Annotated in this window: 15 protein-coding genes and 2 pseudogenes; 11 read left to right on the top strand and 6 right to left on the bottom strand. The window is 45.7% G+C overall.

Annotated features, from left to right (window positions below):
* Window positions 1-63: 63 nt before the first annotated feature.
* Together H1230_RS17645 and H1230_RS17640 are read left to right on the top strand one after the other, a co-directional pair.
* Window positions 64-444 carry a VOC family protein gene (locus H1230_RS17645; RefSeq protein WP_239711173.1) on the top strand — a complete coding sequence of 127 codons (381 nt, stop codon included), beginning with the start codon at window positions 64-66 and terminating at the stop codon, window positions 442-444.
* Window positions 445-667: 223 nt separating this feature from the next.
* On the top strand, window positions 668-3484 hold the full coding sequence (locus H1230_RS17640; RefSeq protein ID WP_239711171.1) for a glycoside hydrolase family 2 TIM barrel-domain containing protein: 2817 nt from the start codon (window positions 668-670) through the stop codon (window positions 3482-3484).
* A gap of 315 nt (window positions 3485-3799) precedes the next feature.
* Here H1230_RS17640 and H1230_RS17635 read toward each other — a convergent pair.
* Window positions 3800-3982, bottom strand: a pseudogene (locus tag H1230_RS17635) (aldo/keto reductase); the annotation flags it as partial.
* A gap of 324 nt (window positions 3983-4306) precedes the next feature.
* Window positions 4307-4483: pseudogene (locus H1230_RS17630) on the bottom strand (zinc-binding dehydrogenase); the annotation flags it as partial.
* A gap of 501 nt (window positions 4484-4984) precedes the next feature.
* On the opposite strand from H1230_RS17630, the gene H1230_RS31420 reads away from it, so the two are divergent.
* On the top strand, window positions 4985-5515 hold the full coding sequence (locus H1230_RS31420) for a MarR family winged helix-turn-helix transcriptional regulator (protein ID WP_275590892.1): 531 nt from the start codon (window positions 4985-4987) through the stop codon (window positions 5513-5515).
* A gap of 24 nt (window positions 5516-5539) precedes the next feature.
* On the opposite strand, the gene H1230_RS17620 is transcribed toward H1230_RS31420, so the two are convergent.
* Window positions 5540-6091 (bottom strand): TetR/AcrR family transcriptional regulator, encoded by a 552-nt coding sequence (locus H1230_RS17620; RefSeq protein ID WP_239711168.1) that lies wholly within the window; start codon window positions 6089-6091, stop codon window positions 5540-5542.
* Window positions 6092-6129: 38 nt separating this feature from the next.
* Window positions 6130-7515 carry an MFS transporter gene (locus H1230_RS17615; RefSeq protein ID WP_239711166.1) on the bottom strand — a complete coding sequence of 462 codons (1386 nt, stop codon included), beginning with the start codon at window positions 7513-7515 and terminating at the stop codon, window positions 6130-6132.
* 111 nt (window positions 7516-7626) lie between these two features.
* On the opposite strand from H1230_RS17615, the gene H1230_RS17610 reads away from it, so the two are divergent.
* Both H1230_RS17610 and H1230_RS17605 read left to right on the top strand, forming a co-directional pair.
* Window positions 7627-8514, top strand: coding sequence for a LysR family transcriptional regulator (locus H1230_RS17610; protein WP_239711164.1), 888 nt, complete (start codon window positions 7627-7629; stop codon window positions 8512-8514).
* A gap of 71 nt (window positions 8515-8585) precedes the next feature.
* Window positions 8586-8942, top strand: a complete 357-nt coding sequence (locus H1230_RS17605) for an MmcQ/YjbR family DNA-binding protein (protein ID WP_481857079.1) — start codon at window positions 8586-8588, stop codon at window positions 8940-8942.
* Window positions 8943-8948: 6 nt separating this feature from the next.
* Here the strand turns inward: H1230_RS17605 and H1230_RS17600 are convergent, their stop codons facing one another.
* Window positions 8949-10229, bottom strand: a complete 1281-nt coding sequence (locus tag H1230_RS17600) for an MFS transporter (protein WP_239711163.1) — start codon at window positions 10227-10229, stop codon at window positions 8949-8951.
* Entirely contained in the window at window positions 10226-10876 is a 651-nt protein-coding gene (locus H1230_RS17595; protein WP_239711161.1) for a TetR/AcrR family transcriptional regulator, read from the bottom strand. The genes H1230_RS17600 and H1230_RS17595 overlap by 4 nt, the downstream gene beginning before the upstream one ends.
* A gap of 171 nt (window positions 10877-11047) precedes the next feature.
* Between H1230_RS17595 and H1230_RS17590 the strand changes: the two genes are divergently transcribed.
* The 6 genes from H1230_RS17590 (at window position 11048) to H1230_RS17565 (ending at window position 14800) form a co-directional block, all read left to right on the top strand.
* Window positions 11048-11590: a GNAT family N-acetyltransferase gene (locus H1230_RS17590; RefSeq protein ID WP_239711159.1), complete on the top strand. Its 543-nt coding sequence runs from the start codon at window positions 11048-11050 to the stop codon at window positions 11588-11590.
* Between the two features lie 132 nt (window positions 11591-11722).
* Window positions 11723-12301, top strand: a complete 579-nt coding sequence (locus tag H1230_RS17585; RefSeq protein ID WP_239711157.1) for a YdeI/OmpD-associated family protein — start codon at window positions 11723-11725, stop codon at window positions 12299-12301.
* A gap of 99 nt (window positions 12302-12400) precedes the next feature.
* Window positions 12401-12745, top strand: coding sequence for a YojF family protein (locus H1230_RS17580; protein ID WP_239711156.1), 345 nt, complete (start codon window positions 12401-12403; stop codon window positions 12743-12745).
* Between the two features lie 23 nt (window positions 12746-12768).
* Window positions 12769-13443 (top strand): bacillithiol biosynthesis deacetylase BshB2, encoded by a 675-nt coding sequence (bshB2, locus tag H1230_RS17575; protein ID WP_239711155.1) that lies wholly within the window; start codon window positions 12769-12771, stop codon window positions 13441-13443.
* Between the two features lie 22 nt (window positions 13444-13465).
* Complete coding sequence (locus tag H1230_RS17570; RefSeq protein WP_239711153.1) at window positions 13466-13774, top strand: hypothetical protein; 309 nt, start codon at window positions 13466-13468, stop codon at window positions 13772-13774.
* Window positions 13775-13852: 78 nt separating this feature from the next.
* Entirely contained in the window at window positions 13853-14800 is a 948-nt protein-coding gene (locus tag H1230_RS17565; RefSeq protein WP_239711151.1) for an alpha/beta hydrolase, read from the top strand.
* The last annotated feature ends 237 nt before the right edge of the window (window positions 14801-15037 follow it).

Genomic DNA, 15037 nt, shown 5'->3' with positions numbered 1-15037 from the left:
AACGTTTACTTGCGTCTCGACTTGTCTTGGGGCATGAAAATTAAATAGTAGGGAGAATAAAACATGATAAAGCAAATCGGTCAAATTATGCTGTACATGAATGATCAAGAGCAAGCCATGCGGTTTTGGACGGAAAAAGTCGGCTTTATTGTCGTTTCGGAAGAGGACAATGGCCAAGGGCTTCGATGGATTGAAATCGCACCTCAGCAAGGCGCGCAAACGTCCTTCGTGCTTCATAACAAGCAATTCATTGCTCAGATGGAGCCAGAGCTTAACCTAAACACTCCTTCAATCATGCTTTACAGCGACGATCTTGATAAACTGTACCAGGTATTCAAGGAGAAAGGCATAACGGTTGGGGAATTGGTGAACATGCCTTTTGGTCGCGTATTCAACTTTGCCGATGATGAGAATAACTACTTTGCGGTTATGGAAAAGAAGTAACTTGCCGTCGTTGGATTACAGCGTCATCACTCTGTGGTGGCGTTTTTTGTTATCTCCAGATAGTAACTCTTCAAGCTGGATGTTCCCCCGAAGATAATTAACTTTATTGCTCGGTTTGTTCTTAGTGAATTGTGAGGATATTCCTGTACTAAGAAAAGTGGATAGAGTATAATGCGGGCATTGCTTATCTATAACGAGTATATGCAGATACAGAGACTTAGGAGTGATAATTTTGCAGACAAAGATCAGCCTTGAAGGCGAATGGAAGTTGCAATTGGATGCAGAGAAGCAGAGTCTGCTCCTGCCTTTTTCGGATGTCATTACGTTGCCAGGTACGACATCTTACGCCCGCAAGGGACCCAAGAACGAGAATATTCTAATTGGTGCTCTGACGGAAGAATACCTGTTTGAAGGATCGGCCTGGTATTCGAAAGAGGTAGTAATTCCGGATGAACTCGCCGAAAAGGCGTGTTTTCTATATCTGGAACGAACACGGCTGACGACAGTTTGGCTGGACGGCCAAGAGATAGGCAGTCGTGACAGTCTGAACACCCCTCATGTTTACGAATTGACCGGTCAACTTCGGGCAGGCAAGCAGACGATTACCGTCCGTGTCGATAATACCGGTTATCCGACCAAAGGCGGACATTTAACTTCGCCGGATACTCAGACTAACTGGAATGGAATCACTGGACGGATCGAGCTGCAGTTCTATGGTGAGTCCTATTTGAGCGGAATTCGACTAGATCCGGATCTGTCCGCTCGGTCGGTCAGAATTACAGCATCCCTGAAAGGTATAGCTGAAGGACCAGTTACTGTAGCAGCCGCAAGCTTTAACAGTCTGGCGACCCATTCGGTACCCGAGCAGGAGTTCACAATATCATCGAGCGAGTTTACCATCGTCTACGAGTTGGGTGAGGACGCACTGCTCTGGAGCGATGCCGCGCCCAACCTGTACAACATCAGCATCACCCTGAAAGACAATGAAGGCGATAATATCGACCGACACGAGCTGATCTTCGGCCTAGGGGCATTCAAAACGGATGGTGACAAATTTACGATCAACGGCGAGAAGACTTTTCTTCGCGGCAAACATGACGGTCTAATTTTCCCGCTGACCGGATATGCACCAACAGATGTAGAAGAATGGCTAAGAATCCTTGGGATTTCCAAGTCTTACGGTATTAATCATTATCGTTTCCATACCTGCTGTCCGCCAGAAGCAGCCTTTACAGCCGCGGATATGCTCGGCATTTACATGGAGCCGGAACTGCCGTTCTGGGGAACGATTACGGAAGAAACCGACGAGGGCCACAACCAGGCGGAGCAGGACTATTTGGTCAGCGAGGGATATGCCATTTTGCAAGCGTTCGGCAATCACCCGTCTTTCGTCATGATGTCACTCGGCAATGAGCTATGGGGCAGTAGAACGAAGATTGATTCTATTTTGAAAGACTATAAAGCATTTGACAACAGGCATCTATACACACAAGGTTCTAATAACCATCAATTTTTACCGTCCATTCTGGAGCATGATGATTTCTTTAGCGGAGTGCGCTTTTCCAGGGACCGGTTATTCAGAGGCTCCTATGCAATGTGCGACGCACCTTTGGGACATGTCCAGACCGACCTGCCAGGAACAATGAAGGATTATGACGACCAGATCGTTCCTCCAGATTTGCGAGATGGGGAAGAAGTAGACGTTGAGGGTGGAGGTACGATCCAGATCCAGTACGGCACCGAAGCCAAGACGGTTGAACTCGGCGATGCAGCAGGGGAATGGATTCCACGCATTCCTGTTATCTCACATGAGATTGGGCAATATGCGACCTATCCAAATTATGAGGAAATCGAGAAATATAAAGGACCGCTCAAAGCTGAGAATTTCAAAATCTTCCGTGAACGGCTGGAAAGTAAGGGGCTGGGCCATCTTGCTGCCAAATATTTCGAGTGCTCGGGACAGTTAGCTGTAGCCTGTTACAAAGAGGAATTGGAGGCTGCTTTCCGCTCGCGGAGACTTGCCGGGTTCCAGCTGTTGGACCTGCAGGATTTCAGCGGGCAAGGAACAGCACTAGTCGGCGTCCTTGATGCTTTTATGGATTCCAAAGGAATGATAACGCCTGAGGAATGGCGCACTTTCTGTAGCGATGCCGTGCTGATGGCGAGATTCCCGAAGTATAACTATGTTTCTGGAGAACGTTTCAGTGCCAGCGTAGAGCTGAGCTGGTACCGGAGCGGGACTCCAGAGACCCTCGAGCTTCATTGGGAGCTAACCGCTGAGCGCGGAACGCTGGCTGAAGGCACAACCGAAATCAAAGTTCCGGTAGGGGCGAATTACATCGATATCTGCCACCTGAACATTGATCTTCCCGCCGTCGAGCGCATGACCAAAAGCGTACTCAACCTGCAGATCCTGGGCACGGATATCAGCAAGACCTACGACTTGTGGATTTATCCAGAGCATAACGGCAACATGCTTGAGGGTATTCACGTATTCGAGGAGCTTTCTGATAAGGCGCTTGCGCTACTGGAGCAAGGTGGAAATGTATTGCTTATGCCAAAACCGGAGTCTCTCCACAATGCAATTGAAGGCTTCTATTGTACGGATTTCTGGTGCTACCCGATGTTCCGATCCATTTCTGAGAGTGTGAACCGGCCGGTACCTGTCGGTACCATGGGGCTTATGATCGACAACAGCCACCCTGTGTTCCGCGACTTTCCGTGCGAAGAATATTCGACCTTCCCTTGGTGGAATCTCGTTGAAAATTCAAAATCGATCATTTTGGACGGAGTCGATCGGGCATGGAGCCCCATCGTACAGACGATTGATAACTTTGAGCGCAATCATAAGCTTGGTTTCCTCTTCGAGTGTAAAGTTGGTTCTGGCAACCTGATGGTATGTGCTTTAGACGCGAGTAAAGCAAGCGAAACACTGGAGGGCAGACAGTTCCTATTCAGCTTGGCCAATTATATGGCATCTAAGGAATTCAAGCCACAGTACACAGCAAGTACAGCAGAGCTTCAACAGTTGATTCAATAAACGGGCATTACTTGCCCGAAAATGGCTCCAGTGGAGAGGTCATCAGATCATTAACATAAGCAAATGAACCTGTAGACTGAGAAAATAAAGTGTTAAAATGTCATAGCCCATTAAGCTAATGGCAGGGTAGTTATAAGAGGTCTCGGTGGTTCTGTGTTACCTGTATTGGTGAGAGTATAGATTTCGTTACACTGGTAGCTGCAGTTTTGCTATACTTAAAATTTGCAGTTAAGTTAAGAAAGGACAGGGAGACATCCCTGTCCTTTCTCTATAGATGAGAATAAATGTGTGATTAGTTTACGGTTCGATCAAGTTTTACAGATCGACTCTCAAGGTGCCCAGCATCTTGGCGAATTTCGGATCATGGTAGGATAAGAAAAGAATATCCCGCATATCGAGTACGGAGATTTGTTCGATATCGTCCGCGCTCAACTCAAAATCGAAAATGTCGAAGTTTTCGACGATCCGCTATTTTCTCACCGATTTTGGAATTACAACTCGTTGCCCAATGTCAGAGGGAGCATTCCAAACTTCCTCGACTTTGGAAAGCGGGAAAGGTACAGCGTTCACTACAAGCTTACCAGTCGCAATAGCGTCGATTAACGCTGGGAATTCGGCAACATATCCAGCAGTCGAGACCGAACCTTGACCACTACCAAGCACATGAAAGTTGGCAGAGCGAAGTGCGACGGAAGGCACAGCGGCAGTAGGCCCAGCAATGGAACCAATTTGGATCCAAGACAACTTTCGGCTCCGATCTGATCTTTGAGTCAGCAACGGGAGCATTGCTAGCTCAGCGGGTTTCCCCCAAAGATAGTCGATCACAATGTCAACTTCAGACGCTGCTTCACCCAGCCGTTTAGCAGCCACCTCTGGATCACCGGCGAGCGAAACGATAACATCTGCACCTAGCGCTGATAGGGAATTAAGCCGGTTCTGATCACGTCCGGCAGCGATAACCTGACTTGCACCAAGCAACTTGGCAATCTGGACAGCCATCTGTCCAGAATTTCCGGTCGCACCAAGTACCAGAACCTTTTGCCCTGGTTGAAAATCAACTCGTCGGCGGAGAGCTACCCATGATGACATAGCCGGGTTCATGGCTGCAGCAATTACTACTGGATCGACACCAGCAGGTAAAGGAACACTACGTCGAAAATCAATGACAGCCTGCTCTGCGAACGTACCCAGAGAAGTGTCTGGAGCTACAAAATAAACCAACTGACCATTAGGCAATCGCCCAACACCATCAATACCGGGGATTAGGGGAAGCTCGTCGGAACTAGTGTAGTGAGAACCATTGGCTTGAGATCGTACACGAGTGTGTAACCCCGCAGCAAGTACGTCAACAAGAACTCCATTCTTTTCAGAGGGATCTGGCGTATTGAAAAATTCGTATTTAGGAGCTGAATCGAACGAACGTACAACAGCAGCATACATAATAAGACCTCCATTCGCGACTATACGCGAGTATTTAGTTTGTGTTGCAAACAATATAGTTTGTTTCACGTACTAAGTCAATGGCTACTGTGGTACAATATGAAGAGTAAATCGAATACAGCGAAGTTCGGAGTGATATATATGAGCAATGATCAATTTGAAAATCAAAGCGATCTTTCGATCGTGGATGGCTTGGTGCAACTTTCGTACCTTATCCAAACCGTTCTCGGCCGAGTTGGAGCCGACCATGAGCTCTCGATCATTCAAATTCGACTACTCGGAATTCTAAGAGACCGAGAGCCAAGCATGTTACAACTAGCCAAGCATCTTGGCCTCGACAAATCCAGCATTACCGGTCTAGTCGATCGCGCTGAACGTCGAGGACTCGTCGAACGTACAATCTCACCAAATGATCGGCGTGGATTTAATGTAAGAATAACTTCAACTGGAGGGCAACTTGTACATGTGGTCGGTGATGAGATCGAGCGTCAATTAAATGTGGTAATCGAAGGCCTTACTGAGACTGAGCGCTCACAACTAGCTGTCCTTGCATCGAAGATTTTAGGGGTTTCTGCAAATGCAAATGAATGACCAAGCAGGGATAACGATTCCGCTCTAATCGCAAATTCGCTCTACCAATGTTCCCAATTGTTCAGCTAAGGCTTGATGCGAAATAGGCTTTTCATTCGTAAACCACCATTCCACTACTCCTGCATAAGCAGAAGCCACAAATTTAACGGTAAGATATTCATTTAATCCCTGGTTCTTTCCTTTCATCACATTCACTTCATTCCGAAACTCTTCAACCAGAAAGTTAACGAACCGAGTTCGAAAGTAAGGGGCTCCTTTACTCGCTAACATCATTGAGAAAAAAGAGTAATTATTTTCAAGGTATTCAGTCCAGATCAGTGTTGCACCAACAAAATTCATTTCAGCTGCCGATCTACACAGAGCCCGCAGTACGTTTATATGTTCTTGGATAAGCTTGTCCAACAGATCAAACTTGTCCGTATAATGAAGATAGATGGTCCCGCGGCTGACATTTGCCTGGTCGGAAAGGTCCTGTATCGTAATATCATCAAAAGATTTCTCAGACATCAGTTCAATCACGGCTTTTTTTAACGCTTCCTGGGACTTGAGAATTCTTCGATCCACTACTTTAGCCATATTCAGATTTGATAATTGTTGAATAGAACTTAATCAATCTACGACTCTTTCAATTGCCCAGACTCCCGGCGCCGCCAACTCATGAATACCAAGGACAATGCAATTATCGAGAGGATAACCCCTAGCAGTCGAAAGCCTCCGGCGCTGAACTTATTTCCCATCAGGACGCCTATTAACAATGAAGAGAGAATGGTCCCCAGATATCTCGATGTCATAAAGACTCCTGAGGCAACACCGATAATTTCTTTTGGAGAACTTTTGAACAAAACCACTTGCATTCCGACATTGTTCAACCCGTTGCTAATACCGAATGCAACTAACGCTATACATACACTGATAACTGGTGATGTTTGATTTAGTGTCACTATCCACACTGACCCAAATGTCATCAGAATTCCAGATACTATCAACGCCGGCCTAGGTCCTGATTTATCAATCCATCGGCCAGCTAATGGAGAAGTAACGAGCGAGCACAATCCTAAACTTAACATGAGAATTCCTGTATGGAACTCGCTGACATGACGTACGATTTGCAAATAGGATGGAAGCCCGAAAAAGAGTGAGTAATAAAGTAGGTTAACGAGTATGAATTCGATATTAATCCAAGTCATGGCTGGATATTTGGCGAAGGTGCGCAAAGGAATAAAGGGTGACGTCGTTTTAAACTCATGTCGTACGAAACTAGCAAGTAGCATGAGGCCAATCACTCCGACAATCACATGCGCAAAGGAGAGCTGCCCAGATGATTTTGCTGATAGTAATCCAACGAGTAGGGCAACCAGACCCGCAGTAAAGAGCAGGATTCCGGATGCGTCAATCAGATCAGCCCATTTACGAATGGACATGCCCCGTGCAATGGATGTTGGTGGTTTGTCCGTAGGAATAGTCCTCCAAGCTAACAGAAAGCTTGTGATCACGAACGGAATATTGACGAAGAAAATAGCCGGCCAATCCCACCAGTGAATCAAGACCCCACCAATAAAAGGTCCAATGGCTGCCGCTCCTGATAGGAATATGGACATTACAGACAGTGCAGTCGCTTGTTTCTCTGTAATATGAATTCGCACAATGGCCATTCCAACGGATACGATCATACTTGTCCCAATGGCCTGAACAATACGGAACACAATGAGCCACCCAAAACTTGGTGATAGTGGAGCTAATAATGAAGCAATGAAGGATACAACAAGACCAGCAAGGAATATCTTCCTGCGTCCGAATAAATCACTGGCCTTGCCCATGACAGGTTGAGCGATAGCACTCGCAATGTAGAAAGAGAAAATAATCCAGGAAACACCTGTGAAATCAAGATGGTATACATGTTGCAGTCTTGCAATAGCAACGGAAATCATCGATGAATTTAATGGGTTCAATAGCACACCCAGACCAACGGAAATTAATAACCACCTGCTGCGAGCATTCATTTTTGATCCCCCCAAAGTCTTTAATGTCATTGTACTTGCTATCCATTATTTACTCCAACGCATTTTATGTTATGATTTCATTGACTCGAAGGAATGAATGGAGGGCATGGAATGGAGCTTCTTCAACTGCAATATTTTCTCGTGGTAGCTCGTTTGGAGCATATGACCGAAGCTGCAGGAAGCCTTCACATCACTCAATCGTCATTAAGCAAAACGATTGGGCGATTAGAAGAAGATTTAGGGGTTCCTCTTTTCGATCGAATGGGGAGGAATCTACGATTGAATGAGTTCGGCAGCAGTTTCCTGCGCCGGGTGGAAAGAGCTTTGTTTGAATTGGAACAAGGGAAGCAGGAGCTTAAGCATTTATCCAGTCCGGAACATAGCACACTTGAATTGGCGGTGACTACCGCAAGCACGTTGCCTAATATTCTTCGAGAGTTTCGGAAAAAGCGACCCAAAATCCAATTCCATGTGCAAATGCTGACCACGCAGGAAATGGTTACACTTCTTCATAGAGGAGAGGTTGATTTCTGCTTGTCCTCCCCTTCTATACAAGCGGACGATATTGAATCTCAAATCTTGTTCATCGACCCCATCCTTGTAGCTGTTCCAAAGGGGCATCGGCTGGCAGACCGAAGTAGCGTAACCTTGACAGAACTAAAGGATGAATGGTTTGTCGGTGTAAAGAGAGGTTACGGTACTCGCGATTTAGTGGACTCTGTATGCAAATTGGTTGGATTTGTGCCTAAATATGTGTATGAGGGGGATGAGCCTGCAAGGTTAGGCGCTCTTGTGGAGGCCGAAATTGGCATAGCTTTCATACCAAGCACGGCAAAAAATTCACCGGATCGTATTAAATATCTCCAAGTCGAGAATCAAGAATTGGTACGGGAGATCGCATTATTATGGCATAAGAGCCGGTACATTTCGCAGGCTGCAATGGATTTTCGTGAGGTTGTTGTAGAATATTTTGCGGCAATGTCCCGACAGAAAATTTAATCATGATTTAGGGCGATACTATGCGTGGAGTACGGATGGATTTGATCGCCCAAGCGAAAGGGGATGTTAATTTGAAGAATACTCAAACTATCATCGAATACTGTTTAAAGAAGAAAGGAGCGACTCTGGAATATCCCTTTGGACCCCATCCATTAGTGATCAAAGTTGCTGGTAAAATGTTCGCGCTTATTTTTGAGGGCAATGGAGTTAATGTTTACATAAACCTAAAATGTGACCCAGTGATTGCGGAGAACTTGAGAGAGCAACTAGAGGCCGTTCGCCCAGGTTTCCACATGAACAAAAAGCACTGGAATACAGTTATTATTGATGGTTCCTTGTCTGAGTCGGATATTTTTGACATGATTAACCACTCTTACGATTTGGTTGTCAACAATCTTTCTAAGAGTCTCCGAGAATCTATACTGTAAGTATAATTATGCGTTCTTCCCTTCAGCGACTGTCCCCTCCGCCATCACTTTCACCGCGCGCTTGCGGACCAGCGGGGGGAGTGCAGCCAAATAAAATAAACTAACGGCTATGGTGCAAAAGCCAAGTATGTAATGAAGCCATGTGACAGAGATGAAAGCTGGAAAAGCTAGCGCGATGCCCCCCAAAGCCAGTGAATGGCCCAGCATCATTACCGGTTCAATTAAGGCATTAACACGGCCCATATTCTGTGGGGGAACAAGCTCTGGCATCCAGCTACCGAGCACGATATTGATAGGGGCGATGGCGATGCCCGCCAGCATTATAAGGAAAAAATAGACTTCGATCCTATCGGTTAACCCGAGGCTCGTAATGAGGAGACTGGAGATGAACAAACCCGCAATCAGGATCGGCGCTCTGCTGAAACGACGAATCAGCCTGGGACCAATGATGCTGCCTAGCAGAAAACCAATGCCCAGAAAGACGGTAATCAGCGAAGAGTTTATGACGTAATTATCAGGACTGAGCTTGTATTTCATGGCGAAGATGGGAAGCACGGCGAATACGCCGTTCACAATACCAAAGAACAGAAACCCGCTGATCAGAACCAAAAGCAGTCGATTTCCTGTAATATAGCGGAGGCCCTGCCAAAAATCCTTTAGTAGCAGTGAGAAACGGAGCTCATGAATATGGTTTTTTCCGTTGGGAATACGAGCATGTGCGGGGAAATCACCCCAGGCAAGCAGCAGTCCAGACAATATAAAGCTGAGTCCATCGACGATGATAGCGCCTTCAATTCCAATAAAATGATAGGCCATGGCCCCCAAGCTCATGCCGAAGAGCATAAACAGCCCCATGACCATCTGATTCAGTCCCGAAGCCTGGACATATTGCTCCTGGTCGATACTGCCCTGCAGAAGCCCCATTTCGGCAGGACCAAAGAACTTAGATATCGAGCTACGCAGAAACAGCACCAAAAAGCAGACGAATAGCACGTTGAAATGAACAAACACCAGCAGCAGCAAGGTTAGGCCGGCCCGTATCCAGTCGCTATACGCAGCAATATGCTGGCGATCGAACCGATCTGCAATGACACCGACGATCCAGAATACCGCCAGAGTGGGCAGCGAGTACATCAGCTCTGCCGTAGTAGCCAAAACCGGCCGCTCGCTGTATCTGTCGATTAGATAGTAAGCGAATGCCATGTTCCCCACTACAGTGCCTAGCTGTGAGGCAAAAGCAGCAATGAACAACTTGTTGAACATTGGATTGCGAAAAAGCGTCCTCATTCAATTTCCTCCCTTGGGTGCTCGCTGATAAGCACAGGTTTGAGTAGATTTTGCAAGTAGTGGACAAGCGCCTCAAGCTGCATTCGAGTGTTCACCTTCTCCTGACCCACAGTTATGGTATGGGTCATAATACCTTCCTGATAGGAAGCAGCAAGTCTGGAAATTTCCGAAACGTCCATGATTGGGAAAAACTCACCGCGGTCAATTCCTGTCTGAAGCAGTCCTGCAAATTGGGTAATTCCCCGTTCATAACGATTGAGAAGCAACCCACGGCGCGTCTCATCGCGCCATCCAATCAGGAAATACTCATAGAAGGCTGGTATTAAACCGCCATGGGGTGATTGCTGAAGATCTTGCAACTGCTGCGAATACAGAGTGGTGATCACTTCCCAAATGGATGACGATGATTCCATAAGCTGCTCAAGATATCGATTATATTCTAGATCCTGATGCTCTAAAAGCGCTTCGAAGATCTCATCTTTGGTCTGATAGTACAAGTAAATCCAACCTCGGCTCATTCCGGTTTCTGCGATAATATCCTTTAGTGTGACTGCCCCGTAGCCCTTCTCGGCAAACACCCGCTTAGCTGCATCGAGGATTTGTAGGTTTCTCAGTTCTTTTTGACTACTCGATAATTTTGGCGACATTCCGTTGCTTCCTTTCCATTCTCTAGATATAAATGAACCACGTGTCATTTATTATGATAATGACACGTGGTTCATTTTGCAATAAAAAATAACAAAATGCCCTTAAAATATCTGAATACTCCAACCTGTGATATAATTATCCAAAAATATTAGTTTGTAGGGATGGTGCGGATGTCAGAGCAGCAAGTGTACGTTCGGTTCCCGGAGGAAGCGGATGCTGAAGAAATGACAGCAATGTACAAGCGCAATCGGGAGTTTTTTGAGAGGTTTTCACCTAACAACACCGAGGAATTCTATACGGTGGACCACCAGATCCAAATGATTATTAAGAGTAAGGCCGACAGAGAGTCGGACCGAAAATATGACTTCTTGATATTCCAGAAGGAGGACGACCGGATTATTGGTAGTATAGGTCTATCCTTTGTAGTGAGGGGACCGCTCCAGAACTGTATGATCGGATACAGCCTAGACCAGGCTTATAACGGCAAGGGCTATATGACGCAGGCAGTGAAGCAGGTCGTACGCTATGCCTTCGAGGAGCTAAAGTTTCACCGGATTATAGGGGAAGCCTCTCCCCGGAATCCCGGATCTATCCGCGTGCTTGAGAATGCCGGGTTCCACAAAGAAGGTATCTCCCAAAGCAACTTGAAGATCAACGGGGTATGGGAAGATCATCAGGTTTTGGCCATTATCAATCCCTCCATTGATATCTAGTCCAACGTTAACGGGAGACGACGAGTTAAATAAACACGAAGAGACGGCGGCCTGATTCATGGCTGCCGTTTTCTGAACTAACGGGATAACTTCATATGGTGTTTTTATCAGAAAGGAGATTGTATCTTATCTATGGAAATTGAAAATCTAATTCCAGTAAAATCAAGAGAAGATTTGCGGATTTGGTTACAGGAAAATGGTAAGATAGAAAAATCTTGTTGGCTAGTAGTTAGTATGACGCCAAACCCAGATACGGTGTTATATTTGGATGCGGTCGAAGAATCTTTGTGCTTTGGATGGATTGATGGAGTCAAAAAGAAAATATCTGAAACGGAGCTGGCACAGAGATTGTCTCCTAGAAGCAAAAGAGGTTCATGGACCGAATTAAATAAAGAACGCGTCCGCCGCCTTGAAAAGTTGGGGTTAATGAGAGACGAAGGAAGAAAGGTGCTTCCTGATATGGATCACGATTCTTTTAAAATAGATAGGATTATAGAACAAAGGTTAAAAGAGGAAATGTACGTATATGAGAATTTCATGGCATTTCCAGCTCTTTATCAAAGAATACGGATCGACAATATACAAAGTTATAAAAGTCAGCCGGAATTATTTAATAGCAGATTAGACAAATTTATAACAAACACTAAAGAAAATAAAATGTACGGTCAATGGCATGATAATGGACGGCTTCTAGACGCTTACGTGAAGTAGTGCATTACTATTTCGGAGGGAATGATTGGTCTCCCGTCGAAATAGTATCGAGTTGTTTGACTGCAATCAAATGGATTAATACCATACAAGGAGGCCACTATGCTGCCGATCCACCCTCAAGATATCCAATTCCAGATCGACCGATTCGCCGGTCAGGACTTATTCATACACCTTGAAGTTACGTCAGGTGCCTATGCTAGTCACTTGGACAGCTCCCGCCAGCCAGCGTCGGCGTTCATTAGTAATGCGGTCATCCGATATACGCAGGGCTCCATCTCCGGCACGGGTCCATACCGGGTCGGGCTTAAGACAGCACAAGGCTGGATTTATGCCGAAGGCCTAACACATGTTGATGAGTTGGAAACGGAACGACTAATCATGGCTGGGCATGATACTCAAGGCAAACTAATTGTGGCATTGCAACTCAGTCAGAACAGGTTTTGAGGAAAGTGGAGGATCAAGTAATCATGAATACTAAACAAGTTGAACATCAGAATATCTTAGTTGTGTTTCCCCATCCCGACGATGAAGCATTCCTCGTATCAGGCACGTTGGCAATGTACATACAAGAAGGTGCTAAAGTCACTTATGCTTGTCTGACACTAGGAGAGATGGGTCGCAACATGGGTATCCCGCCGTTCGCGAACCGTGTCACCTTGCCAGCGATCCGCAAGGAGGAACTGGTAGCGTCCTGCCATGCGATTGGCATCCAAGACTTAAGAATGCTCGGCTTCCATGATAAAATGATTGAGTTCGAAGACCAGCAACTGCTTGACGGTCAGATTATGATGCTGCTTAAAGAACTGACTCCGTCGCTAGTCATCACCTTCTATCCAGGGTTCAGCGTGCATCCCGATCACGATGCCACCGGTGCCGCTGTCATACGAACAATCACACGGCTTCCTGCGGCAGAGCGTCCGCTTGTACATAGCATTGCGTTCTCCAGTAATCACGAGCAGGTGATCGGAAAAGCGGATGTGACCATAGACGTGACTGCATTCCTTGCAAAGAAAATGGAATCGATTCAATCGCACCGTTCGCAGTTCCAAGCGGCAGAGCTGGTTGGGGAGCGGGAGTTGAATGATGAAGAAATTCGGAACCGGTTCGGAACAGAACAGTTCTGGACGTACCGATTCGATTAATATAAATTTTGGAGGCCAATCGATGAATCAGCGTTTTCGAATAACTCGATCCATACAACAAAACAATGTGGAGCAATCTATCTCTTTGGAAGAGTGTAAGCATTACTTTGCAGCCCAACCTGACTTTACGTACTCACAAGTTTTTATCGTTAAGGGACCAGATACCATGATGTCCATCGATGGTGATTTTTTCATGTGGAAGCATGGGGATGTGGAAATTCCGTTCCGGCTTTATATGGGAGATTTATATGTAGCTATTTCAAGCGAAGCAATAGTCCCCAAAATGCTTGAAATTGCAACGGATCTGCTAGCAGACGTGGTTGAAGGGTAACCTTCACCACGCAGTGATTTATCTCCTGTGTTAGATCAATATTTGCTGCCAGCGAGTCAATAGAAGGGGGGATCAGTAATGGAAAAGAGAGTACATAGAGAATTAATCGACAAGTTTATGGAGTTGTCTGAGGGAGCTCTCACATTAGAAAGCATTGAAGCACTTCGGAAATTGAGCAGCAGCGAAGCGACGGGTAATCCTTGTCCAGACGGTGAAATCCATATCTATGAAGAATCGATTCGTACACCAAACTCTTCACATTCTATCAGATTAAGAATTTATGAACCCACAACCAAAGATACTGCACTGCCGGGTATCTATTTTATCCATGGTGGTGCAATGGTTCTTGGGACTCCGGCAGACAGTGATGCTACATGTTGTGAGATCCTTAAGGAACTTCCCTCGGTCATTATTTCAGTTGACTACCGCTTGGCTCCTGAATCACCCTATCCCGGACCAGTTGAGGATTGCTATGACGGATTGGTATGGGTTATGGAAAATGCTCGGAAATTAGGAGTTGATCCTCATCGCATTGCTGTGGTTGGGCAAAGTGCAGGAGGAGGGTTAACAGCAGCAATTTCTTTAATGGCCAGAGACCGTAATGGACCCGAAATTGCCTTGCAAATGCCTTTGTACCCTATGCTGGATGATCGTCAGCAAACGCAATCCAGTGTGGAGATTAATGATCGGCGAGTATGGAATTCGATTGATAATAAAACAGCCTGGGCTATGTATTTAGCTGATACCGATCCATCTAATGTACCCGTGTATGCAGCGCCAGCGCGTGAGAGCGATTACACAAATTTACCACCTACATACACGTTTATTGGAGATTTAGATCCGTTTAGAGATGAAACCATTGAGTATGTCTATAATCTGACCAAAGCCGGAGTGCCTACAGAGTTCCACTTGTATCCGGGGTGCTTTCATGGTTTTGAATTAGAAGTCCCGGATGCGACAATTTCCAAATTGGCCAAAAATAATTATATAAATGCACTTAAAAACGCCTTGCAATTCAAAGCCTAAATTGGAAAGGTCTTCAACGCAAATATAGTCCCGCACCCGCCAGCCATATTTAGGTAAGCGGGTTTTTAATTGCGGGAAACCGGATGTAATTTGAAATGGACAGGCTTATAATCATTGCGATGAGATATTCCCGTCCACTACAGTTTTTTAAAATATAAGAATTTATATGCTTCACGCGATAACTTATCCTTATATTTCTCGAAGAAACGGATGCCGCCTCTTTCAGAGGACGGCAAA

This window comes from Paenibacillus sp. 19GGS1-52 (assembly GCF_022369515.1).
In the GTDB taxonomy this organism is placed as follows: Bacteria; Bacillota; Bacilli; order Paenibacillales; family Paenibacillaceae; genus Paenibacillus_AQ.
This window is presented reverse-complemented; position numbering and strand designations above follow the sequence as displayed.